This window comes from Streptomyces sp. Tek67B01 (genome assembly GCF_055231995.1).
Map to the genome: position 1 here is coordinate 1725971 of NZ_JBUYUY010000001.1, position 23363 is coordinate 1749333.

Consider the following 23363-nt stretch of genomic DNA (forward strand, 5'->3'; position numbering starts at 1 on the left):
GGGGCCCTCGGTTCGGGCGGAGGGCTTCGGTCGAAGCCCGGCGCCTCGGCCGCGGGCCGGGACCTTTACTTCAGGCCGATGGCGGCGCAGGCGGCCGCGTACTTGTCGGTGCAGATCTCGTCGGTCGTGTAGACGCCGTCCTTGACGACGGTGTCCTTGATGTTGCTCTTGGTGAGCGAGACGACCGGGATCAGCACGGACGGGACGCCCTTGGTGGTGGGGCTGTCGACGTTCTGGTTGACGATGTCGCTGATCTTCTCGTGCTTGGCGAGCGCCACGGCCATCTCGGCGGCGGCCGAGGCCTCCGGCGCGTACGGCTTGTAGACGCTCATGAACTGCTCACCCGCGACGATGCGCTGCACACCGGCGAGCTCGGCGTCCTGGCCGGTCACGGGGGGCAGGGGGGACAGACCGGCCGCCTTGAGGGCGGTGATGATGCCGCCGGCCATGCCGTCGTTGGCGGAGTAGACGCCGATCACCTTGTCCTTGCCGATCGCCGAGAGCGCGCCCGCCATGTTGGTGTTGGCGTTCTCCGGCTTCCACTCCTTGGTGTCGTACTCCTTGCCGATGTTCACCTTGCCGTCGAGGACGGAGTGCGCGCCCTTCTTGAACAGGGCGGCGTTCGGGTCGGTGACGGAGCCGTTCATCATGACGATCTGGCCGTCCTTGGCCTTGTCGCCCAGCGCGTCGAGCAGGGCCTTGCCCTGGACCTTGCCGACCTCTTCGTTGTCGAAGGAGGTGTAGGCGTCGATCGGGCCTTCGGCCAGGCGGTCGTAGGCCACGACCGGGATGCCGGCGTCCTTGGCCTTCTTGACCGAGCCGGCGATGGCCTTGGCGTCGACCGCGTCGACGATCAGGACGTCCACCTTGTTGGTGATCATCGTGTCGACCTGCGAGTTCTGCGTGGTCGCGTCCTGCTTGGCGTTGGCGTAGACCACCTTGGCCTTGCCGCCGGTGAGGTCGGCGACCTTCTTCTCGATGAGCGGCTTGTCGAACTTCTCGTAACGGGCCGTCTGGTTCTCCGGAAGGAGCAGGCCGACGGTGACCGCGTCACCCTTGGCGGCAGACGATTCCTTCGCCTTGTCGCCGGACTCCTTCGCGCTCCCACATGCGGCGAGGGAAACGGCCATGGCGCCGGCGGCGACGGCAACAGCGGCTCTGCGCATACGAGTGTTCATTGGTTGAACCTCCCTGACGAGGCCGCGACAGTGCGGCCGAGGTGGATGCGAGTCAACCCCGGCCGCAGTTTGCCGTCAAGGAGTGAATCCTTAACGAGATGACAACGGTGCCATCCGTTATCTAACTGAAGACATCAGGGCGGGAGCCCGTACTCCGATTCCATTTTCCGCCAAAAGCGTCGAATCGCCCATCTCGCTCAGTACGAGGGCCAACGCGCCGAGCACCTCCGCGCGCCCGCCGAGCGAGCCCGTGAGCACCGAGAGTTGGCGGGCGGCGCTGGGGATCGCGTACCTCCCCACTGATTCACGGATCGGGGCCAGCACGAGTTCACCGGCCTCGGCGAGCGAGCCGCCGAGCACCACTCGGCTGGGATTCAGCAGGTTGCACAGGCTGGCCACGCCGCTGCCGATGTGACGACCGACGTCGGTGATGACCCGACGGCAGCCGGGGTCGCCCTCGCGGGCCAGTTCGACCACCCGATCCATCGTCAACTCCGGCCCGTGGCTGCCCTGGAGGAGGGGCAGGACGTAGCGCGCGGCGGCGAAGGTCTCCAGGCAGCCGCGGTTGCCGCAGCGGCAGACGGGGCCCGATTCGTCGAGGGTGATGTGCCCGATCTCGCCCGCCGTGCCGCCGGGTCCGCGGTAGATCTGGCCGTTGATCACCAGGCCGGAACCGACACCGCTAGCGACCTTGATGTAGGCGAGGTCCTTGACCCCGCGACCGCTCCCCCAGACCAGCTCCCCGAGGGCGCCGAGGTTGGCGTCGTTGTCCACGTACACCGGTACGCCCAAACGGCTGGACAACTCCTGGCGCGGATTGATCCCCGCCCAGCCCGGCAGGATCGCGGTGGAGCCGAGGGTGCCGGATTCCACGTCGATCGGGCCGGGGACGCCCAGGCCCACGCCGATGACCTTGTCCCGGCCCACCCCCACGCCTTGGATCAGGCGCCCGACCAGCGCTTCCGCGCGGTCGAAGCCCTCCGTCCAGGAGGCGTCCACGTCCAGCGGCTCGGAGTCCTCGGCGAGCACCTGGTGGGCGAGGTTGCCCACTGCCACCCGCAGGTGGGTGTGGCCGAAGTCCACGCCGATCACGATGCCCGCGTCCCCGCTGAGCGAGACGCTGCGGGCTCGCCGGCCGCCCGCGGAGGTGTCGGTGACCTCGACGGTCCCGCCTTCCTTGAGCTCGCGGACGATGTTGGAGACCGTGGCCGCCGACAGTCCGGTGGCACGGGCGATCTCCGCCTGCGTCAGGGACCCCGCCAGCCGGACGGCCCGTACGACGCGTTCGAGGTTCGCGCGATGCAGCGACGACTGCGATCCGGGAGTCTGCACGACTCATCCACTCCTGCCCATAAGCGACGGCGGACCGTCGCCCCCCGGCCGGCGATCAGGCTGAGTGCTCCGAGACACCGGCGTCTCTCCAACTTGTGAACCTTAAGTCGAGCCTTTGGCTCTCCAGACGTCAAGAGGGTGACGCGGCACGAATCGGTCACTAGTGGGCGTTTATGGCGTGAAGGTGCTCCATATCGCGGGCCGGCGGCCGCCGCACCGGGGCCGGACCGGCCCCGGTGCCCGCCCGCGGGCGGCGCTACTTGAGGGTGGCGGAGGTCAGACCGGCCTGGATCTGGCGCTGGAAGGAGAGGTAGACCACCAGCATCGGGATCATCGCGATGGTCACGCCGGCGAACAGCACCGGCAGGTCCGTCTCGTACCCCATCTGGTACTGGAGTTGGATCAGACCCTGGGTGAGCATGTAGCGCTCGGGATCCGAGCCGCTCTGGGGCTGCATCAGCACGGAGGGCAGGATGTACTGGTTCCACTGGCCCAGGACATTGAATATCCCCACGCTGATCAGGCCGGGCTTGGCCATCGGCAGCATCACCTGGAAGAAGATCCGGGTGTCGGACGCCCCGTCGATCACCGCCGCCTCGTGGACCGCCGTCGGCAGCGTCCGGAAGAACGAGTGCATGAAGAAGACGGTGAACGGCATCGAGTACGCCACGTACACGAGGATCAGGCCCTGGTACGTGTTGAGCATGTCGAGGCGCTTGACCATGAAGAACAGCGGGACGAGCGCCAGGAACACCGGGAACATCGCCCCGCTGACGAAGAAGTAGTAGACGACCCGGTTGCCCGGGAAGGGGTAGCGGGCCAGCACGTACGCCGCCATCGACCCGAGCAGCATGGTCAGGGGCACCGAGAACACCAGCACGATCAGCGTGTGGGCGAAGTAGTCGCCGATGCCCTTGTCCCAGGCGCGGGAGAAGGCGTCGAAGTGCCAGTTGGAGGGCAGGCTCAGGGCCGAGCCGCCGATCTGCGAGTCGGTCTTGAAGGAGCCGAGGGCGAGCCAGATCAGGGGCAGGACGATCAGTATCGCCCAGAGGGCCAGGAACCCGTGCGAGAAGACGTTGAGCACCGTGCCGTCGGAGCGGCCGCCGCCGCCCTCCTTGGCGCGGCCGGCGCCGCCGGGCCGCTCGGCGGCGGCCTCTCCGGGGGCCTTGATCACTGTGGTCATCGGTGTCTCCCGCTCAGAACTCGATGCGCTCGCGGCGGGTGGCGCGCAGCGTGACGATGGAAAGGATCATGGTCAGGACGAGCATGACCACGCCCATGGCGCAGGCGTATCCGCTCTTGCCGAAGTAGAGGAAGTTGCGCATCAGCACCGTGGCCATGACCTCGCTGTGGTGGTCCGGGCCGCCGCCGAACTGACCCGAGGTCATGGTGGACACCAGGACGAACATGTCCATGGCGGCGATGCCCAGGTAGACGGCGGAGGTCTGTACGGTGTCCCACAGCAGGGGCAGGGTGACCTTGAAGAAGGTCTGGGACCGGCCCGCGCCGTCCAGCAGCGCGGCCTCGTAGATGTCCTTCGGGACGGACTGCATGGCGGCGGAGAAGAGCACCAGGTAGAAGCCGACGCCGTGCCAGACGACGACCATGAGCAGGCACCACAGCACGAGGTTCGGCTCGTTGAGCCATTCGACGGGGCGGGTCGCGTCGACGAGGCCGAGCTTGATGAGGAAGCCGTTGAGCAGGCCGCCCGCGTCGCTGCGGTACACGGCGCCGAAGAGCACGGCGAGGATGGCGAGGGAGAGGACCTGCGGGAAGAAGTAGACGATCTTGTAGATTCCCGATCCCCGGACGCCCCGCACACCGCCGGCGCCGCTGCGGCCGCCCGCGTTCACCATGAAGGCGAAGAAGAGGGCGAGCAGGATGGTGATCACGGGGACGAACACCAGGAGCAGCAGGTTGTGCCACAGGGCGCCCCGGAAGACCTCGTCCTTCATCAACGTCGCGTAGTTGTCGAGGCCGACGAACCCGAACGTCGGCGACTGGCCGGACCAGTTGGTGAAGGAGTAGCCGAACGTCTGGATGTAGGGCCAGATGACAAAGGTCAGGTAGAGCGCGAGCGGCAGGATCAGGAAGCCGGTGATGAAACCGCCCCGTCCTCTGCTGCGGGCAACGTGGCTCATGGTGTCCGTCCCGTCCGTGACGTCAGCTGCGGCGGTTGTTCTTCGCGTTCGGGTCCTTGGCAGCCTTGTCTACCGCAGCCTGGGCCCGCTTGATCCATTCCTTGGGCTGGATCCGCTGCGCCATCAGCTCATTGGACGCGTTCTGGATGTCGGTGTCCATTTCGCTGTACCAGTCGGGGTACAGGTAGTTGAAGGTGCCGGTCCCGGCCGCCTTGACCGCCGCGACCGCCGACTGGGTGCCCGGGCGCAGCTTGACGTCGGGGTTGACGCCGTCCTTGACGACGGTGAGGGAGTTGGCCTGCTGGGCGAAGGTGGTCGACCATTCGCGTGACAGCATCGAGCGCAGGAACTCCAGTCCGCCCGCCTTGTTGGCGGCTTTCTCGGGGACGATGAAGGGTTCGCCGGCCCCGGCCCGGATGGCCTCGAAGGGCAGCTTGCTGTCGGCGAGCACCGGGACCGGCAGGAACTTCATGTCGAAGTCCTCGGGGGTCTGCTTGAGCTGCTCGTTCTCCAGCCAGGAGCCGGAGGGGATGAAGGCCGCCTTGTACTGGTTCCAGGCGGTCTGGGACTCCGTGTGGGTGAGGCCGTTGGTGCCCGGCATCAGCAGGCCCTTCTCGACGACCTCGTACACCGCCTCGACCGCAGCGAGGGCGGCCGGGTTGCCCTCGAAGGCGTTCGGTTCGAGGTTGTCGATCGCCTTCATCGCCTCCAGACCGCCCTTCTTGGCGATCAGGTCCATGATGACGACGTTGATGTAGTACGGGTACTTGCCCTGGTGGGCGAGGCCGCCGATGCCGGCCTCCTTGGCCTTCGTGCAGACGGCGAGGAACTCGTCCCAGGTCTTGGGCTCGGTCCAGCCCTTCTCCTTGAAGAGCTTGCCGGAGTACCAGAAGCCGAACACGGTGTAGACGTAGTAGAGGGCGACGAACTTGCCGCCCTGGGTGCCCTGTTCGACGGTGCCCGGGATCAGCATGTCCCGGACCTTCTTGGACGGGTCGTCCAGGGAGGGCGCGTCGAGGACCTGGGTGAGGTCGGCGAGCTGACCGCCCTTGGCGAGGACGTCGACCTTGATCTGTTGGGCGCCCGAGTCGTCGATGACGTCCGGCGGGTTGCCGCCGTTGAAGCGCGGCTGGAGCTTGCCGGTGATCTCCTGGGTGCCGAGGTGGGAGCTGGTGGTGCCCCACTTCTTGTCGAAGGCGGCTTCCCAGGCCTTGGCGTAGTCGTCGCCGAACCCGCCCTTGAAGACGACGACGTCCATCTTGCCGCCCTTGGCCACGCCGAAGGGGTTCTCCTTGGAGACGGCTCCCTTCACGGGGCCCTTCGTCGTCGTGTCGCCGCCGGAGGCGCAGGCGGAAAGGAAGCTCATCGTCGGGACGGCGATCAGGCCGAGTGCCGCGGAGCGCTTGATCAGGTCCCGGCGGCCGAGGCCCTCACCGGTGCTGTTCTCGCCGTGGGCGGAGGTGGATCCCATGCTCAAGTCCTCGCCTTCGTCAGGGGTGTGAAGGAGGAAGGAACACCACGGCGGCTGCCGTGCGCGCGGCATCGCCGCAGGTCCCCACCGTCCCCCCGTCCGGGGCCGCTCGTTTCTCGGCGGCCCGGACGGCCACAGGTATAGTCCACTTCCGCTCGGGTGAGCAAGATCGTGCACAAGTATCTGCCCCGGCTTTTCCGAGTTGAGACCTCACCGTCACCTGGCCGGCCGATACCCGACGGCCCGAAAAAGCGGAAGGGCCGTACCCCCTTTCGGGGATACGACCCTCGGGTGCCGCTCGGCGTCCGCGTGACTAGCCGCGGATCAGGTTGCGGAGCACGTACTGCATGATGCCGCCGTTGCGGTAGTAGTCCGCCTCACCGGGGGTGTCGATGCGCACGACCGCGTCGAACTCCACACCGGTGTCGGTGGTGACCTTGACCGTGCGCGGGGTGGTGCCGTTGTTCAGCTCCTCCACACCGGTGAAGGAGAAGGTCTCCTCGCCGGTCAGACCCAGCGCGGCCGCCGAGGCGCCCTCGGGGAACTGGAGCGGGAGGACGCCCATGCCGATCAGGTTCGAGCGGTGGATGCGCTCGTAGGACTCGGCGATGACCGCCTTGACGCCCAGCAGCGCGGTGCCCTTGGCGGCCCAGTCGCGCGACGAGCCCGAGCCGTACTCCTTGCCCGCCAGGATGACCAGCGGGATGCCGGCGGCCTGGTAGTTCTGCGAGGCGTCGTAGATGAAGGAGACCGGCGCGTCGGCCTGCGTGAAGTCGCGGGTGAAGCCGCCCTCGGTGCCCGGCGCGATCTGGTTGCGCAGGCGGATGTTGGCGAACGTGCCGCGGATCATGACCTCGTGGTTGCCGCGACGGGAACCGTAGGAGTTGAAGTCGCGGCGCTCGACGCCGTGCTCCGTGAGGTACTTGCCGGCCGGGGTGTCGGCCTTGATCGCACCGGCCGGGGAGATGTGGTCGGTGGTGACCGAGTCGCCCAGCTTCGCCAGCACGCGGGCGCCGGCGATGTCGGAGACCGGGGTGGTCTCCATCGTCATGCCCTCGAAGTAGGGGGGCTTGCGGACGTAGGTGGACTGCGGGTCCCACTCGAACGTGTTGCCGGTCGGGATGGACAGCGCCTGCCACTGGGCGTCGCCCGCGAACACGTCCTGGTAGGACTTGTTGAACATGTCCTCGCCGATGGCGTTCGCCACGACGTCGTTGACCTCGGCCTCGGAGGGCCAGATGTCCTGGAGGTAGACCGGCTTGCCCTCGGTGTCGATGCCGATGGCGTCCTTGGTGATGTCCACCTTCATGGAGCCGGCGATGGCGTACGCGACGACCAGCGGCGGGGAGGCCAGGTAGTTCATCTTGACGTCGGGGTTGATGCGACCCTCGAAGTTGCGGTTGCCCGAGAGCACCGAGGTGACCGCGAGGTCGGCCTCGTTGATCGCCTTCGAGATCTCCTCGTCCAGCGGACCGGAGTTGCCGATGCAGGTGGTGCAGCCGTAGCCGACCAGGTTGAAGCCCAGCTTGTCCAGGTACGGGGTCAGGCCGGCCTTGTCGAAGTAGTCGGTGACGACCTTCGAGCCCGGGGCCAGGGTGGTCTTGACCCAGGGCTTGCGGGTCAGGCCCTTCTCGGCCGCCTTCTTCGCCACGAGCGCCGCGGCGACCATGACGTAGGGGTTCGAGGTGTTGGTGCAGGAGGTGATCGCGGCGACGGTGACGGCGCCGTGGTCGATCTCGAACGAGGTGCCGTCGGCCAGCGTGACCAGGGTCGGCTTGGTCGGGATGCCATCGGCGGAGGCCGGGGCGTCGGACGCCGGGAAGGACTCCTTGCCGGCCTCCTCGTCGTCGCTGACGTAGTTGCGGACGTCGACGGCGAACTGCTCGGCGGCGTTCGCGAGGACGATGCGGTCCTGCGGGCGCTTGGGGCCGGCGATGGAGGGGACGACCGTGGAGAGGTCGAGCTCCAGCTTCTCGGAGAAGTCGGGCTCGGCGGCCGGGTCCAGCCACAGACCCTGCTCCTTGGCGTACGCCTCGACGAGCGCGACCTGCTGGGCGTCGCGGCCGGTCAGGCGCAGGTACTTCAGCGTCTCGTCGTCGATCGGGAAGATCGCGGCGGTCGAGCCGAACTCCGGCGACATGTTGCCGATGGTGGCGCGGTTCGCGAGGGAGGTGGCGGCGACGCCCTCACCGTAGAACTCGACGAACTTGCCGACGACGCCGTGCTTGCGCAGCATCTCGGTGATGGTCAGCACGAGGTCGGTGGCGGTGGTGCCGGTCGGCAGCTCGCCGGTCAGCTTGAAGCCCACGACGCGCGGGATCAGCATGGAGACCGGCTGGCCGAGCATCGCGGCCTCGGCCTCGATGCCGCCGACGCCCCAGCCCAGCACGCCCAGGCCGTTGACCATGGTGGTGTGCGAGTCGGTGCCGACGAGGGTGTCGGGGTAGGCCTGGCCGTTTCGGACCATGACCGTGCGGGCCAGGTGCTCGATGTTGACCTGGTGGACGATGCCGGTGCCCGGGGGGACGACCTTGAACTCGTCGAAGGCGGTCTGGCCCCAGCGCAGGAACTGGTAGCGCTCCTTGTTGCGGCCGTACTCCAGCTCCACGTTCTGGGCGAACGCGTCGTTCGTGCCGAACTTGTCGGCGATGACCGAGTGGTCGATGACCAGCTCGGCCGGGGCCAGCGGGTTGATCTTCGACGGGTCGCCACCGAGGGCCTTGACGGCCTCGCGCATCGTGGCGAGGTCGACGACGCAGGGGACGCCGGTGAAGTCCTGCATGATCACGCGGGCCGGCGTGAACTGGATCTCCTCGCTGGGCTGCGCCTGCGAATCCCAGTTGCCGAGGGACCGGATGTGGTCGGCGGTGATGTTCGCGCCGTCCTCGGTACGGAGCAGGTTCTCCAGCAGCACCTTCAGGCTGTAGGGAAGGCGCGCCGCGCCCTCGACCTTGTCCAGCCGGAAGATCTCGTACGACTCGTCGCCCACCTGCAGCGTGCTGCGGGCGTCGAAGCTGTTCGCCGACACGACAGTCTCCTTCATGCATGATTTCGCGCGTATAACCGCATCCTGCCGCCACGCCCCATGGCCAATCCGCTGAGGTAAGGCTAAGTTAGGTAACCCTTACCAGCGGGGGCGGCTGCGGTTCGCCTTCGGCAGATATCTCGATGTCGAGATAACTCTAGTACATGTCCGGGGGAAGGGACGAGGCACGCACCCGCAGTCCTGCCGCCACGGTCAGTTGACCGGGCGATTCCGCTTTCCCGGATTCGATCAGCTCCACCAGCGCGGACACCGCGCGTACGGCGATCCGCTCCGGATTCAGGGTGACGGTGGTCACGGGCGGTTCGTTCTCGGCGTACCCACCGTCCTCGCTGGCGCAGACCAGCAGGAGGTCCTGGGGCGTACGGATGCCGTGGCGCGCGGCGGCCGCGAGCGCCTGCCGCCCGCCCGGGTCGTACACGCAGTAGACGGCGTCGGGTCGGGCGGGCGCGCCGAACGCGGCGTCGAAGGCGTGACCTGCGCGGTCGTCGGGGTCGAAGGGGATCACCAACGGGTCCGCGCCGCGCCGCGCGCACCACTGTTCGTAGGTGGACGTGACGGCTCCGGTGTAGAACTCGCGGCCGTAGCCGGAGTGGAGCGCGATGCGCCGGGCTCCTGACGTCGCGAGGTGGTCGAGTACCTCTCGCGTGGTGCTCGCGTGGTCGTTGTCCACCCATGTGTCCGACGGCCACGGGTCCGGCGGGCGGCCGTCGAAGACCAGCGGCAGGCCCCGGGCCCGCAGGGCGCGCAGCACGGGGTCCCCTGCCGGGCTGTCCAACAGAAGCATCCCGTCGACGGCGAGGGTGTGCCAGAGCGGCTCGCCGCCCCGATCGGCGGGCAGGGTGGTCAGGGCGTAGCCGCGGGCGTGCGCGGCGGAGGTCGCGGAGGTCAGCAGGCGGGAGAAGTAGGCGATCCCCGCGAAGTCCCAGGCGGAGCCGGCGTACGTGGTCACCGCCAGCCCGAGGGTGCGGGTGCGGGGGCCGCGCCGGGAGCCGTAGCCGAGGCCGGCGGCCACCTCGCGGACCCGGCGGCGGGTGCCGTCGGAGAGGCGGCCGGTGCCGTTGAGGGCGTGCGAGACGGTCGCGATGGAGACCTCCGCGGCGCGCGCGATGTCGGCGAGGGTCGGTCCGGGGCCGGGCACGGGGTCATGGTACGGGCGGGGGCCACGGGGCGGGGGGAGCGCGGCGGGGTGGGCGGGGTGGGGTGCGGAATCCGTCGCGCGGGGCGGGTTCCGGTTAACGGGTTAATCACCCAGTGTCCACGCCACGTACCGGCACCGCACCGCAACCGCCTTACCGATGTCTGGAGTGGCCATGACCCCTTCCCCCCTGTCCCGGCGAGGGCTCCTAGCGTCCGCCGGAGCCGCATCGGCGGCGACCCTGGTGGGCGCCGGCGCGGCCTCCGCCTCCGCGTCCGCGCCTTCCGGCGGTCGCGGCTCCGCCGCCCTGGTGTTCCACAACGCCCGGGTCTTCACTGGCCGGCCGGGCGGCGCTCCGGCGGAGGCCGTCGCGGTGGGGCGGGACGGCACGATCCTCGCCACCGGTTCGAGCGCCTCCGTACGCCGGCACGCGGGCCGGGACACCGAGGTGGTCGATGCCCGCGGCAACACCGTGATGAGCGGTATCCACGACGGGCACGTCCACCCGCTGGGCGCCGGTGAGCGGTCGCTGCGCCCCTCGCTGGGGAGCGCGGAGACCACCGTGGCGGAACTCACCGCCCTGCTGACGGGGTTCCTCGCCGACACCGGCGGGGCGGGCGCGGAGCCCGACGGCTGGCTGGTGGTGGAGGACTGGAACCCGGTCGGGCTGCTGCCGACGGGGACCGCCCCGCACCACTCGATGCTGGACGCGTTGCCCACGCGGCGCCCGGTCGTCCTCGTCGGCGGCGACGGGCACAACCTGTGGGCGAACCGGCGCGCCCTGGACATCGCCGGGATCACCGCGGCCACCCCCGACCCGGCCGGCGGCAAGGTGGTCAAGGGGGCCGACGGACAGCCGACGGGCGTGCTCAAGGACGACGCGCAGGACCTGGTGAAGCGGCACGTCCCCGAGCCGTCGACGGACGAACTCGTGGCGGCCTGCGCGAAGGTGCTGGAACTGGCGGCCGCCTCCGGGGTCACCACCATGATGGACGCCCTCGTCGGCCGGCACGAGCTGGAGCTGTACCGGGCCCTGTCGGCGGCGGGGAAGCTGCCGCAGCGGATCGTGCCCGCCATCCGGCTGGACGCCGGGCAGGCCAAGGACCCGACCGCCTCGCTCGCCTACGCGCGCGGGCTGCGGCGGGAGTTCGAGGGGGTGGGAGGACTCCGGTTCGGGATGATCAAAGTGTTCCTGGACGGGGTCATCGAGTACCCGGCGCAGACGGCGGCGCTGCTGGAACCGTATCTGGACGGAGCGGGCAAACCGACCTCGAACCGCGGTGAGCTGTACACGTCGGCGGCGGATTACGGCCGGCTCTCGGCGGGCTTCAACGCGGCCGGCTGGCAGATGCACGCCCACGGCTTGGGCGACCGGGCGGTCCGTACCGCTTTGGACGGATACGAGTACGCCAGACGGGTGACGGGGTGTCGGGACGCGCGTAACGCCATCGCCCACCTCCAGATAGTCGATCCCGCCGATCTGCCCCGTTTCGCCCGGCTCGGCGTGGCCGTCTGCATGCAGCTCCAATGGGCTTCGCGCGACACCTGGACGATGGAGGCGTTGCTGCCCTACATCGGGCCGCGCCGCCACCGTTGGATGTATCCCGCACGGAGCATCGAGAAGGCGGGGGCGCGCCTGACGGGCGGCTCGGACTGGCCGGTGGACGCCCTCCAAGTGTGGAACCAGCTCCGCACGGCGATCGACCGGCAGGGCGCCTTCGGGGAGGGTGAGCTGTACCGGGAGCTGGAGGGGCTGAGCAGGGACTCGGCCTTGCGGATGCACACCTCGGGCACTGCCTGGCAGTTGCGCCAGGAGCAGCTGACCGGCACGGTGGAGGCGGGCAAGGCGGCCGACCTGGTGCTGCTCGACCGGGACGTGACCCGCTGTCCCGTGTCCGACATAAGCGACACGGGCGTACGGATGACCCTGGTCGGCGGTCGCGTCGTGCACGACGCCGAGTCCGAGGCGGGCCGGGCGGCTTCGGCCCGCGCGCGGCGCGCGCGCTCGGCCCCGCGGCCGGCCTCGTACGCGGCGGTCCACGGCGGCCGGCACCACGCCTGCGGGCACTGAACGGGCAGGGGGCGCGGGCATCCTGTCGACTGACCCGGGGTCAGCCGGCAGGACCCCCCGCCACTGTGGGTAACACCCGTCCGCCACACCCCGTTCGGCCCCCATCTCATATCTGAGATACGGTGCACCCATGGCAGACGACTACCTCGTACGCATCGGCAAGCTCATCCGTGACGCCCGTCAGCACCGGGGCTGGACACAGAGTCAGCTTGCCGAAGCGCTCGGCACCAGCCAGAGCGCCGTCAACCGGATCGAACGCGGAAACCAGAACATCAGCCTTGAGATGATCGCCAGAATCGGTGAGGCTCTCGACAGCGAGATCGTCTCTTTGGGCTACGCCGGACCCATGCACTTGCGGGTCGTCGGCGGCCGCCGTCTCTCCGGTGCCATCGACGTCAAGACGAGCAAGAACGCGTGCGTCGCGCTGCTCTGTGCCTCCCTGCTCAACAAGGGCCGTACGGTGCTCAGGCGCGTCGCCCGCATCGAAGAGGTCTACCGCCTCCTCGAAGTCCTGAACTCCATCGGTGTCCGCACCCGCTGGATCAACGACGGCGTGGACCTGGAGATCGTCCCGCCGGCCCGCCTCGACATGGACGCCATGGACGCGGACGCGGCCCGCCGGACGCGCAGCATCATCATGTTCCTGGGTCCGCTGCTGCACCGCATGGACCAGTTCCGGCTGCCCTACGCCGGCGGCTGCGACCTCGGGACCCGCACCATCGAGCCCCACATGATCGCCCTGCGCCGCTTCGGCCTGGAGATCACCGCGACCGAGGGCATCTACCACGCCCAGGTCGCCGCCGGAGTCTGTCCCGACCGCCCGATCGTCCTGACCGAGCGCGGGGACACGGTCACCGAGAACGCGCTGCTGGCCGCGGCCCGGCACGACGGCGTCTCCGTCATCCGCAACGCCTCCTCCAACTACATGGTCCAGGACCTCTGCTTCTTCCTGGAGACCCTGGGCGTCAAGGTCGAGGGCATCGGCACCACCACCCTCACCGTCCACGGCGTCCCGAACATCGACGTCGACGTGGACTACTCCCCCTCCGAGGACCCGGTCGAGGCGATGAGCCTGCTGGCCGCGGCCGTGGTCACCGAGTCCGAACTGACCATCCGCCGCGTACCGATCGAATTCATGGAAATCGAGCTGGCGGTCCTGGAGGAGATGGGCCTGGACCACGACCGTTCGGCGGAGTACACCGCCGACAACGGCCGCACCCGCCTGGTCGACCTGACGGTCCGCCCGTCGAAGCTCGAAGCCCCGATCGACAAGATCCACCCGATGCCGTTCCCCGGGCTGAACATCGACAACGTCCCGTTCTTCGCGGCCATCGCCGCCGTCGCCCAGGGCCAGACCCTGATCCACGACTGGGTGTACGACAACCGGGCCATCTACCTGACCGACCTCAACCGCCTCGGCGGCCGCCTCCAACTCCTGGACCCCCACCGCGTCCTGGTCGAGGGCCCGACCCGCTGGCGCGCGGCGGAGATGATGTGCCCGCCCGCGCTCCGCCCGGCGGTGGTCGTCCTCCTGGCGATGATGGCGGCCGAAGGCACCTCGGTCCTGCGCAACGTCTACGTCATCAACCGCGGCTACGAGGAACTGGCGGAACGCCTCAACTCGGTCGGCGCGCAGATCGAGATCTTCCGGGACATCTAAGTTCCAAAGGTCCCGCCCCGCCGACCGCGCACGGGCCCCCCGGAGAAGCCTCCGCCCACCGAGTGGGCGGGGGGCTTCCGCGTCATACGGGCCGGTGCGCCGGCCCGGGGCGGTGGGATTCGGCCATATGGACGAGACGGGGCGGTGGGGGAAGCGGCAGAATCGGGGGCTCGGGACGGCGTCGAGGGGGCGGCCATGACAGTGGAGAGTACGGCGGGAACACGGGCGGGTACGGAGGTCCCGGTGTTGGCCGGGGCGCCGTTGCTGGGGTCGCTGTTCGACCTGACCTCGGATTCGCTCGGAACCTATCTGCGCGCCCAGCAGCGCCACGGTGACGTCGTCCGTGTCAGCGCCGGGCCGCCCGGGCTGCGCACCGAGTTGTACTGCGTGTTCTCCCCGGAGGGCGCACAGCAGGTCCTGGCCTCGGAATCGGCCAACTTCCGCAAGGACAACCCCTTCTACCAGGAGATCCGGGAGTCCCTCGGCAACGGGCTGCTGACCAGTCAGGACGAGGAGTACCTGCGCCAGCGCCGGCTGGTCCAGCCGCTGTTCACCCGCCGCCGGGTGGACGGCTACGCGAGCGCCGTCGTGGCCGAGACCCGGGCGACGCTCGACACGTGGGTGGGGGCCGCCGACGGGATCGTCGACGTCTCCGACGAGATGACGCACCTCGCGCTGCGTGCGGTGGCCAGGATCCTCTTCGGCATCGACGTGGACGCCACCGTCGATGTCATCAACCGGTCCTTCCCCGTCATCACGGAGTACGTCCTGCGGCGCGGCTACTCCCCCGCCAACATCCCGCGCGGCTGGCCCACCCCCGGCAACCGGCGGGCGGCCGCCGCGATGGAGGAGCTGTACGCGGTCTGCGACCGGATCATCGCCGAGCGGCGGGGCCGCGCCAAGACCGCGGACGTGACGGAGGGGGAGGACGCGGCGGAAGGCACGCGGGGGGACGACCTGCTGACGCTGCTCGCCGCCGCGCAGAGCGCCGACGACGCCGCCTTCGACGCCACCGAACTGCGCGACCAGGTGCTGATCTTCCTGCTCGCCGGTCACGAGACGACCGCCACCTCCCTGGCCTTCGCGCTCCACCTGCTGGCCCGCCACCCAGAGCACCAGCAGCGGGCGTACGAGGAAATCTCGCGGGTGCTGGGCGAGCGTGACCCCGAGGCCGCCGACCTCGACCGGCTGCCGTACCTGACGCAGGTGCTCAAGGAGGCGATGCGGCTCTATCCCGCGGCCCCGGTGATGGGCCGCAAGGCCGTGGCCGCGAGCCGGATCGGCGGGCTCACCGTCCCGGCCGGCGCCAACGTGATCCTCGCTCCGTGGGTCACGCACCGCCACCCCGCCCACTGGCCCGACCCCGAGCGCTTCGACCCGGAGCGGTTCACTCCCGAGGCGGAGGCCGACCGGCCCCGCTACGCCTGGTTCCCCTTCGGAGGCGGCCCGCGCGCCTGCATCGGTCAGCACTTCTCCATGCTGGAGTCGGTGATCGCGCTCGCGGTGACGCTCCGGGAGTACGAGTTCGAGGCCGTGGACCGGGAGGTCCCCGTCGGCGTCGGCATCACCCTGCGCGCGGACGGACCGGCCCGCTGCCGGTTGCGCCGGCGTACGCGGGAACGCGCGGACGGGGTCTAAACAGCCGCCGTCGGGGTGTGGTTGCCCTGGAGGCGGGCCAGGTCCGAGGGGCGGACCTGGATGACCACCAGGGCGATCACCGCGGCCGTCAGGGCGAACGCGGCGGCCACGATGAAGGCCGTGCTCACGCCGGAGGCGAGCACCTGATCGCCCCAGGGGTCGGGGAGTCGGCCGGTGCGCAGGAACATCGCCCGCTGTCCGGGGTCGGCGGTGGCGAGGAAGGCCGGGACCTGGGTGTGGGCCTCGTTGCGGCTGGCGGTGCCGAAGACGGTGACGAGGATGGACAGGCCGAGCGAGCCGCCCACCTGCTGCGTGGTGTTGAGCAGTCCCGAGGCCGCTCCCGACTCCCGGTCGGGGACGTTGGACAGGGCCATCAGCGTCAGCGAGACGAACTGCATGCCCATGCCGATGCCGAAGATGAGCATCGGCCCCAGGATGCTGCCGAGGTAGGTGGAGTGCACGTCGGTCTGCGTCAGCCAGGCCAGGCCCGCCGCCGTACAGAGCGCGCCGCCCACCATGAACGGTTTGGGTCCGAACTTCGGCAGGAGCCTGGAGGCGAGGCCCGCACCCATGGCGATGACGACGCTGACCGGCAGGAACGCGAGGCCCGCGCTGAGGGGGCTGAATCCCAGCACGTTCTGCACGAAGAGGGTCAGGAAGAAGAACATGCCGAACATCGCGCAGGCGAGGAAGAGCATGATGCCGTAGGTACCGGCCCGGTTGCGGTCGGCGAACATGTGCAGGGGCGTGATCGGCTGTGGCGAGCGCCGTTCGTTCACGATGAAGAGGGTCAGCAGGACCACGGCGGCGCCGAAGGAGCCGAGGGTCAGGCTGTCGCGCCAGCCCTCCTGGGACGCGCGGATGAATCCGTAGACCAGGGCGACCATGCCGGTGGTACACAGCAGCGCGCCCGCGAAGTCGAAGTGCCCCGGATGGCGTTCGGACTCCTTGATGACCCTGACGGCCGTGAAGGCGATGGCCAGTGCGATCGGGACGTTGACGAAGAACACCCAGCGCCAGTCGAGCCATTCGACGAGGACGCCGCCGGCCAGCAGTCCGATCGCGCCGCCGCCCGCCGAGACCGCGGCGAACACCCCGAAGGCCCGGTTGCGGGCCGGTCCCTCGCGGAAGGTGGTGGTGATCAGCGCGAGGGCGGTCGGTGAGGCGATGGCGCCGCCCATTCCCTGAAGGGCCCGGGCGCCCATCAGTTGGCCTTCGTTCTGGGCGAGTCCACCGAGCAGGGAGGCGAGGCCGAAGAGCAGCACGCCGAAGATGAAGACGCGTTTGCGACCGAGGATGTCGCCCGTACGGCCGCCGAGGAGCAACAGGCCGCCGAAGGTGAGGGTGTAGGCGTTGACGACCCACGACAGGCTCTCGGTGGAGAACCCCAGTGCGCTCTGGATGTGCGGCAACGCGATGTTCACGATGGTGATGTCCAGCACGACCATGAGCTGGCAGCAGGCGATGACGAACAGGGCGAGGCCGTTGCCGCGCCCTTCTCGGACCTTGCCGGTGGTCCCCGTGCTGGTCGGCGATGTCTTCCCGTCCACCCCTCCGACGCTAAACCCGTCTCTGGGGGCCCACCACTCGAATGGCCTAACGCCGGCTCCCCTGAAGCGCACCTATACGGTGTGATATTTCACATGGCAGACTGCGATCATGGATGACTTCCTCAGGCTCTCCGCGGCCACCGGCCGGTTCACCTACGGCGCCCCGCGCGCCTTCGCCTTCGGCGACGACGGGCGGCTGCTGTGGTTCCTGCGCTCGACGGGCCCCACCGACCCGGTCGACGCCCTCTGGGTCCTCGACACCTCGACCGGCACCGAGACCCTCCTCGCCGACCCGCGCAAACTCGCCGCCGGCGCCCTGCCCACCGCCGAACGGCGGCTGCGCGAACGCGTCCGGCTCGTCGCGGCCGGGATCGGCTCGTACGCCCTCTCCGGCGACGGCCGGCACGCCGTGTTCGCGTTCGACGGGCGGCTGTACGGGGTCACCCGCGACGGCGCCGCGCCACCCGGGGAGATCCCCGCCGCCGGCCCCGCGGTGGACCCGCGCCCGAACGCGGACGGCACCCGCGTCGCGTACGTCACCGGCGACGCCCTCCACACAGTGCCCGGAGGCCGGGTCAGCCCCGACGACGGAGCGCGCTGGGGCCTCGCGGAGTTCGCGGCGGCCGAGGAGCTCGGCCGCGACCGCGGCCACTGGTGGTCCCCCGACGGACAGACCCTCCTGGCCGCCCGGGTCGACGAGTCCGCCCTCCAGCGGCGCTGGATCGGCGACCCGGCGCACCCGGAGCTCCCGGTGGAGGACTTCGCGTACCCCGAGGCGGGCGGCCCCAACGCGGACGTGCAGCTGTGGGTGCTCGGCCCGGGCGGGAACCGGGTGCGGCTCGACTGGGACGCCGCGACCTTCCCCTACGTCTCGGACGCCGGGTGGGAATCGGCCGGGGAGATCCTGCTGACGGTCCAGGACCGGCTCCAGCGCACGGTGCTGCTGCTCGGCGCCGACCCGGTGACCGGCGCGACGCGGGAGCTGTCCCGTACCACCCACCCCCGGTGGGTGGACCCGCTGCCCGGGACCCCGGCCCGACTTCCCGACGGACGGATGCTGACGGCCGCCGACACCGCGGGCGGCGCCGCGCGCACCCTCGCCGTCGACGGCAGGCTCCTGACCGGTGAGGGCGTCCAGGTCCGCCGCGCGGCCGGATGGCACGAGGGACGGTTGCTGGTCGAGGTCGGGCTGCGCGATCCGGCCGAGCAGCAAGTGTTCCTCCTGGACCCGGGGTCCGGTGAGCTCACCGCGCTCGCCGACGGGCCGGGGGTGCACACCGTGCTCGCCTCGTCGGGGACGCTCCTGCTGACCGGCGCGGACGCCGATGGGATACGCCGCACCGTACGCACGGCCGACGGGCGGGAGTTCAGCCCCGTGGACTTGGCTCAACCGCTGCCCCACCGGGTGGCCCCGTTGCTGGAGCGGGTCACCGAACACCGCCTCCCCACCGCCCTGGTGCTCCCGCGCGGGCACGTCCCGGGCACCCGGCTGCCGGTGCTGGTGGACGGCTACGGCGGCCCCGGTTTCCAGGACGTCTCGGCGGAGCCGCGGCGCTGGCAGCACCGTCAGTGGTGGGCCGACCAGGGCTTCGCGGTGGTCACCGTCGACAACCGGGGCACCCCGTACGTCTCCCCCGTCCACACCCACGCCATGTACCGGGGTTTCTCGGACGTCACCCTGGAGGACCAGGCGGCGGCGCTCCAGGCGCTCGGCGCCCGCCACCGGGACCTCGACCTCACCCGGGTCGGGGTGCGCGGCTGGTCCTACGGCGGCTACCTCGCGGCCCTCGCCGTACTGCGCCGCCCGGACCTCTTCCACGCGGCCTCCGCCGGAGCCGCGCCGACCGACTTCCGGCGCTACGACACCGCCTACACCGAGCGCTACCTGGGTCTCCCCCAAGAGCACCCGGAGGTGTACGAACGGGACTCGCTGATCCCGGACGCGCCCCGGCTGACCCGGCCCCTGCTGCTCATCACGGGCCTGGCCGACGACAACGTCCACCCCTCCCACACCCTGCGCCTGTCGCGGGCCCTGACGGACGCGGGCCGCCCGCACCGGCTGCTGGCGCTGCCGGGAGTCACGCACATGACGCCCGGCGGCACCAGGGAGAAGGTCATGCTCCAGGAACTGGACTTCTTCCGCCGCGAGTTGGCGCTCTAGCAGGTGAGGGGCCCCGGAGCCGATCGTGTCGGCTCCGGGGCCCCTCGTCTCCCCGGGGTCCCCGTCAGTCCCCCGGGAAGTGACAGGCCACCTCGCGCGAGGCGGCGATCCGCAGCAACGGGCGTTCGGTGCGGCAGACCTCCTGCGCCTTGGGGCAGCGCGGGTGGAAGGTACAGCCGGGCGGCGGGGCCGCCGGGCTCGGCGGGTCCCCCAGCAGGACGATCCGCTCGCGCCGACGCTCGGCCACCGGATCGGGCAGCGGGACGGCGGACAACAGGGCCCGGGTGTAGGGGTGTTGGGGGTCCTCGTACAGGAGGTCCTTCCCGCCGATCTCCACGATGCGGCCCAGGTACATGACGGCGACCCGGTCGCTGACCCGCTTCACCACCGACAGGTCGTGGGCGATGAACACGTAGGCCAGGCCCAGTTCGCGGCGCAGCCGCTCCATAAGGTTGACGATCTGGGCCTGTACGGAGACGTCGAGCGCGGAGACCGGCTCGTCGGCGATGATCAGCCGGGGGTTGGTGGCGAGCGACCGGGCGATGCCGATGCGCTGCGCCTGCCCGCCTGAGAACTCGTGCGGGTACCGGTCGACGTGTTCGGGGATCAGCCCGACCAGTTCCATCAGTTCGGCGGCCCTGCGGCGCGCGTCTGGCCCCTTCCAGCCTTGGACCAGCAGCGGGTCGGAGATGATCCGGGCCACCGTCTGGCGGGGGTTGAGCGAGGAGTGCGGGTCCTGGAACACCATCTGGATGCGCCCCCGCAGCGGCCGCAGGGCGCCCCGGGACAGTCGGCTGATGTCCCGGCCGTCGAATTCGACGCTGCCAGCCGTCGGTCGCAGCAGCCGAACCAGCATCCGGCCCGTCGTGGACTTGCCGCAGCCCGACTCGCCGACCAGACCGAGGGTCTCCCCCTCGCCCAGGTCGAAGGAGACCCCGTCGACGGCGCGCACGGGCGCCCCCCGGCGCCCGGTCACCGACCGTCGGCCGGGGAAGGTCATGGTCAGGTCGCGTACGGAGAGCAGCGGCTGCGGTGCGGCGGTCATCGGGTCACCTCGGCGGGGGCGCCGGCCCCGGCGAAGTGGCAGGCGACGGTGCGCGCGGGCCCTTCCCCGTGGGGTTCGAGCTCCGGGCGCTCGTCGGTGCAGCGCGCCGCCGCCTTGGGGCAGCGCGGGGCGAAGGCGCATCCCGGGGCGGGGGTCAGGAGGGACGGCGGCGAGCCGGGGATGGCCCGCAGGGGCGCGTCGTCGGCGTCGTCGAGCCGGGGCAGGGAGTCCAGCAGGCCCCTGGTGTAGGGGTGGGCCGGTTCGGCGAACAGTTGGTCGACGGGCGCCTGCTCCGCGGCCCGGCCCCCGTACATGACCAGCACCTCGTGGGCGACCCGGGCCACCACGCCCAGGTCGTGGGTGATCATCACGACGCCGAGGCCCCGGTCCTGCTGGAGGCGGGCGATCAGCTCCAGGATCTGGGCCTGCACGGTGACGTCGAGGGCGGTGGTCGGCTCGTCCGCGATCAGCAGGTCCGGTTCGCAGGCCAGCGCCATCGCGATCATCGCGCGCTGCCGCATGCCTCCGGAGAACTGGTGGGGGTACTCCCCCGCGCGCCGTGCGGGTTCGGGGATGCCGACCTCCCCCAGCATGTCGACGGCCCGCTTGCGGGCGGCGGCGCGGCCGGCTTTGAAGTGCACCCGGAAGTGTTCGGCTATCTGCTCGCCGACGGTGTAGTAGGGGTGCAGGCTGGACAGCGGGTCCTGGAAGATCATGGCCATCTTGCGGCCGCGCAGTCGGGAGAGTTCGCGCTCGGACAGGCCGGTGAGCTCCCGCCCGTCCAGGGCTACGGAGCCGCCGATCTCGGCTCCCCGGTGCAGGCCCATGACGGCCAGCGAGGTGACGGACTTGCCCGAACCGGATTCCCCGACGATGCCGAGGGTGCGGCCGGCCTCGACGGTGAAGCCGAGCGAGTCGACGGCTCGCACCGAGCCGCGCGGGGTGGTGAAGGTGACGCGCAGATCGCGTACGCGCAGGAGCGGTGGTGTGGTGGCGGCCATCAGTACCTCACCCTCGGGTCGATGACGGCGTACAGGAGGTCGACGGCGAGGTTCGCGACGACGATGAAGAAGGCGGCGAGCAGGGTGACGCCGAGCACCACCGGCTGGTCGGAGCTGACGAGCGCCCCGTAGAACAGCCTTCCGATGCCGGGGAGTCCGAAGATGGACTCGGTGATGACGGCGCCGGCGAGGAGGCCGCCCAGGTCCATGCCGAAGATGGTGAGGATCGGGGTCATCCCGGAGCGCAGTCCGTGCTTGACCACGACGGTGCGTTCGGGCATGCCCTTGGCGCGGGCGGTACGGATGTACGGCTCGGCCATCGCCTCGATCATGGAGCCGCGGCTCTGGCGGGCGTACATGGCGGCGTAGAGCAGGGCGAGCGCGGTCCAGGGCAGCAGCAGGTTCGACGCCCAGCCGAGCGGGTCCTCGCCGAAGGAGTGGTAGGAGGGGTAGGGCAGCAGTCCGGCGACGCGGATGACGCCGTAGATCAGCATCACGGAGGTGAAGTAGACGGGCAGCGAGGCGGCGGCGACGGCGCCGACCATCAAGGCCTTGTCGGTGGCGGTGTCCTTGCGCAGCGCGGCGGTGACCCCGGCGCCGAGGCCGAGCAGCAGCCACAGCACCGCGGCGCCGAAGGCGAGGGACGCGGAGACCGGCAGGCGGTCCATGAGCAGGTCCCAGACGGGCAGGGAGTTCTCGTACGAGTAACCGAGGCAGGGGAAGTCGCACTGGACGGCGTACTGGCCGCTGCCGAGGGTACGGCCGGTGAAGATGCCGCTCAGGAAGTCGAGGAACTGTCGCCACAGCGGCAGGTCGAGGCCGAGATACTGCCGTACGTCGGCGAGCCGTTCGGGGCTGCAGGTCTTGCCGCAGGCGGCCGCGGCGGGGTCGGAGGGCAGGACGTAGAAGATGAGGAAGGTGACGGCGGCGATGGCCAGCAGGACGCCGGCGAGGGCGAGCAGCCGGCGGACCAGGTAGAGGATCACGTCCGGCCGCCCCTCGGGTCGAGGATGTCGCGCAGGGCGTCGCCGAGGAGGGTGAAGGCGAGGACCGCCAGGAAGAGGAAGACGCTCGGGATGACGAAGTACATGGGGTCGGTCTCGTAGTAGGCCACGGACTCGGCGATCATCTGGCCCCAGGACGGGGTGGGCGGGCGGACTCCGACGCCGAGGTAGCTGAGCGCGGCCTCGGTACTGATCATGCCGGGGATCAGCAGGGTGGTGTAGGCGATGACCGGGCCCGAGACGCCGGGGAGGATCTCGCGGGTCAGGATGCGCCAGGCGCCGGAGCCGCCGACGCGGGCGGCGTCGACGTATTCGCGGTGTTTGAGGGAGAGCGTCTGGCCGCGGACGACGCGGGCGACGCCGGGCCAGCCGAAGAGGCCGATCACGGACGTCATGAGGACGATGCGGTTGACGTCCTTGGCCACCGAGAGCATCGCGATCATGAAGATCAGCGACGGGAACGACATGGTCAGGTCCATCAGGCGGGAGAGCACGGCGTCGGTGCGTCCGCCGAAGTAGCCCGCGGCGATTCCGGCGGCCGTGCCGGTGACCACCACGATCGCGGTGGCGGCGAAGGCGATCAGGAGGGAGACCTGGGCGCCGGCCACGACGCGGGAGAAGAGGTCGCGGCCGGTGACGGGTTCGACGCCGAGCCAGTGGGCGGGGCTGATCCCGCCCAGGGAGCCGAGCGGCTGCCCGCCGAGGTAGGGGTCGATGGCGGCCTTGTCGAACTCGTCCGGGGCCCAGCCGCCGAGGGCGCCCAGCCAGGGGGCGGTGACGGCCATCGTGACGAAGAGGAGGACGACGCAGAGGCCGACGCGGACGGCGGGGCGGCGGCGCAGTTCCCGCCGGGCGAGCTGCCAGGGGCTGCTTCCCGGGGGGACCTCCTTGGCCGGAGGGCCCGGGGCGGGTGCGGTGGTGGTCATGGCT

16 protein-coding genes are annotated in these 23363 nt (G+C 70.4%); 4 read left to right on the top strand and 12 right to left on the bottom strand.

Going from position 1 to position 23363, the window contains the following annotated elements:
* Window positions 1-65 precede the first annotated feature (65 nt).
* The 7 genes from ACV7NM_RS07915 to ACV7NM_RS07945 all read right to left on the bottom strand — a co-directional run bounded on the left by ACV7NM_RS07915 (window position 66) and on the right by ACV7NM_RS07945 (window position 10306).
* Window positions 66-1178 carry a sugar ABC transporter substrate-binding protein gene (locus ACV7NM_RS07915; protein WP_463409615.1) on the bottom strand — a complete coding sequence of 371 codons (1113 nt, stop codon included), beginning with the start codon at window positions 1176-1178 and terminating at the stop codon, window positions 66-68.
* A 117-nt stretch (window positions 1179-1295) separates the two neighbouring features.
* A complete protein-coding gene (locus ACV7NM_RS07920; RefSeq protein WP_463409616.1) occupies window positions 1296-2510 on the bottom strand; it encodes an ROK family transcriptional regulator in 1215 nt (404 codons plus the stop codon).
* Between the two features lie 256 nt (window positions 2511-2766).
* Entirely contained in the window at window positions 2767-3693 is a 927-nt protein-coding gene (locus ACV7NM_RS07925; protein WP_463409617.1) for a carbohydrate ABC transporter permease, read from the bottom strand.
* A 13-nt stretch (window positions 3694-3706) separates the two neighbouring features.
* On the bottom strand, window positions 3707-4651 hold the full coding sequence (locus tag ACV7NM_RS07930) for a carbohydrate ABC transporter permease (protein WP_463409618.1): 945 nt from the start codon (window positions 4649-4651) through the stop codon (window positions 3707-3709).
* A gap of 22 nt (window positions 4652-4673) precedes the next feature.
* Window positions 4674-6122, bottom strand: coding sequence for an N-acetylglucosamine/diacetylchitobiose ABC transporter substrate-binding protein (gene ngcE / locus ACV7NM_RS07935; RefSeq protein WP_463409619.1), 1449 nt, complete (start codon window positions 6120-6122; stop codon window positions 4674-4676).
* Window positions 6123-6435: 313 nt separating this feature from the next.
* Window positions 6436-9150: an aconitate hydratase AcnA gene (gene acnA / locus ACV7NM_RS07940; RefSeq protein WP_136212663.1), complete on the bottom strand. Its 2715-nt coding sequence runs from the start codon at window positions 9148-9150 to the stop codon at window positions 6436-6438.
* 154 nt (window positions 9151-9304) lie between these two features.
* The gene (locus tag ACV7NM_RS07945) at window positions 9305-10306 is read right to left on the bottom strand and encodes a LacI family DNA-binding transcriptional regulator (RefSeq protein ID WP_463409620.1); all 1002 of its coding nucleotides are present in this window, start codon (window positions 10304-10306) and stop codon (window positions 9305-9307) included.
* Window positions 10307-10478: 172 nt separating this feature from the next.
* On the opposite strand from ACV7NM_RS07945, the gene ACV7NM_RS07950 reads away from it, so the two are divergent.
* The 3 genes from ACV7NM_RS07950 to ACV7NM_RS07960 all read left to right on the top strand — a co-directional run bounded on the left by ACV7NM_RS07950 (window position 10479) and on the right by ACV7NM_RS07960 (window position 15672).
* Entirely contained in the window at window positions 10479-12374 is a 1896-nt protein-coding gene (locus tag ACV7NM_RS07950; protein ID WP_463409621.1) for an amidohydrolase, read from the top strand.
* 130 nt (window positions 12375-12504) lie between these two features.
* Complete coding sequence (locus ACV7NM_RS07955; RefSeq protein ID WP_463409622.1) at window positions 12505-14034, top strand: helix-turn-helix domain-containing protein; 1530 nt, start codon at window positions 12505-12507, stop codon at window positions 14032-14034.
* 195 nt (window positions 14035-14229) lie between these two features.
* Window positions 14230-15672 carry a cytochrome P450 gene (locus tag ACV7NM_RS07960; protein ID WP_463409623.1) on the top strand — a complete coding sequence of 481 codons (1443 nt, stop codon included), beginning with the start codon at window positions 14230-14232 and terminating at the stop codon, window positions 15670-15672.
* Here ACV7NM_RS07960 and ACV7NM_RS07965 read toward each other — a convergent pair.
* Window positions 15669-17222 (bottom strand): MFS transporter, encoded by a 1554-nt coding sequence (locus tag ACV7NM_RS07965; RefSeq protein WP_463409624.1) that lies wholly within the window; start codon window positions 17220-17222, stop codon window positions 15669-15671. The two genes, ACV7NM_RS07960 and ACV7NM_RS07965, sit on opposite strands and share 4 nt — an antisense overlap.
* Before the next feature lie 109 nt (window positions 17223-17331).
* Here ACV7NM_RS07965 and ACV7NM_RS07970 point away from each other — a divergent pair, with 109 nt between their 5' ends.
* Entirely contained in the window at window positions 17332-19383 is a 2052-nt protein-coding gene (locus ACV7NM_RS07970; protein ID WP_463409625.1) for a S9 family peptidase, read from the top strand.
* A gap of 64 nt (window positions 19384-19447) precedes the next feature.
* On the opposite strand, the gene ACV7NM_RS07975 is transcribed toward ACV7NM_RS07970, so the two are convergent.
* The 4 genes from ACV7NM_RS07975 to ACV7NM_RS07990 are packed head-to-tail and all read right to left on the bottom strand — an operon-like array spanning window position 19448 to window position 23359.
* A complete protein-coding gene (locus ACV7NM_RS07975; RefSeq protein WP_463409626.1) occupies window positions 19448-20428 on the bottom strand; it encodes an ABC transporter ATP-binding protein in 981 nt (326 codons plus the stop codon).
* On the bottom strand, window positions 20425-21429 hold the full coding sequence (locus tag ACV7NM_RS07980; protein WP_463409627.1) for an ABC transporter ATP-binding protein: 1005 nt from the start codon (window positions 21427-21429) through the stop codon (window positions 20425-20427). The genes ACV7NM_RS07975 and ACV7NM_RS07980 overlap by 4 nt, the downstream gene beginning before the upstream one ends.
* On the bottom strand, window positions 21429-22415 hold the full coding sequence (locus ACV7NM_RS07985; RefSeq protein WP_463409628.1) for an ABC transporter permease: 987 nt from the start codon (window positions 22413-22415) through the stop codon (window positions 21429-21431). The genes ACV7NM_RS07980 and ACV7NM_RS07985 overlap by 1 nt, the downstream gene beginning before the upstream one ends.
* A complete protein-coding gene (locus ACV7NM_RS07990; protein WP_463409629.1) occupies window positions 22412-23359 on the bottom strand; it encodes an ABC transporter permease in 948 nt (315 codons plus the stop codon). Before ACV7NM_RS07990 ends, ACV7NM_RS07985 begins: the two co-directional genes overlap by 4 nt.
* Between the last annotated feature and the right edge of the window lie 4 nt (window positions 23360-23363).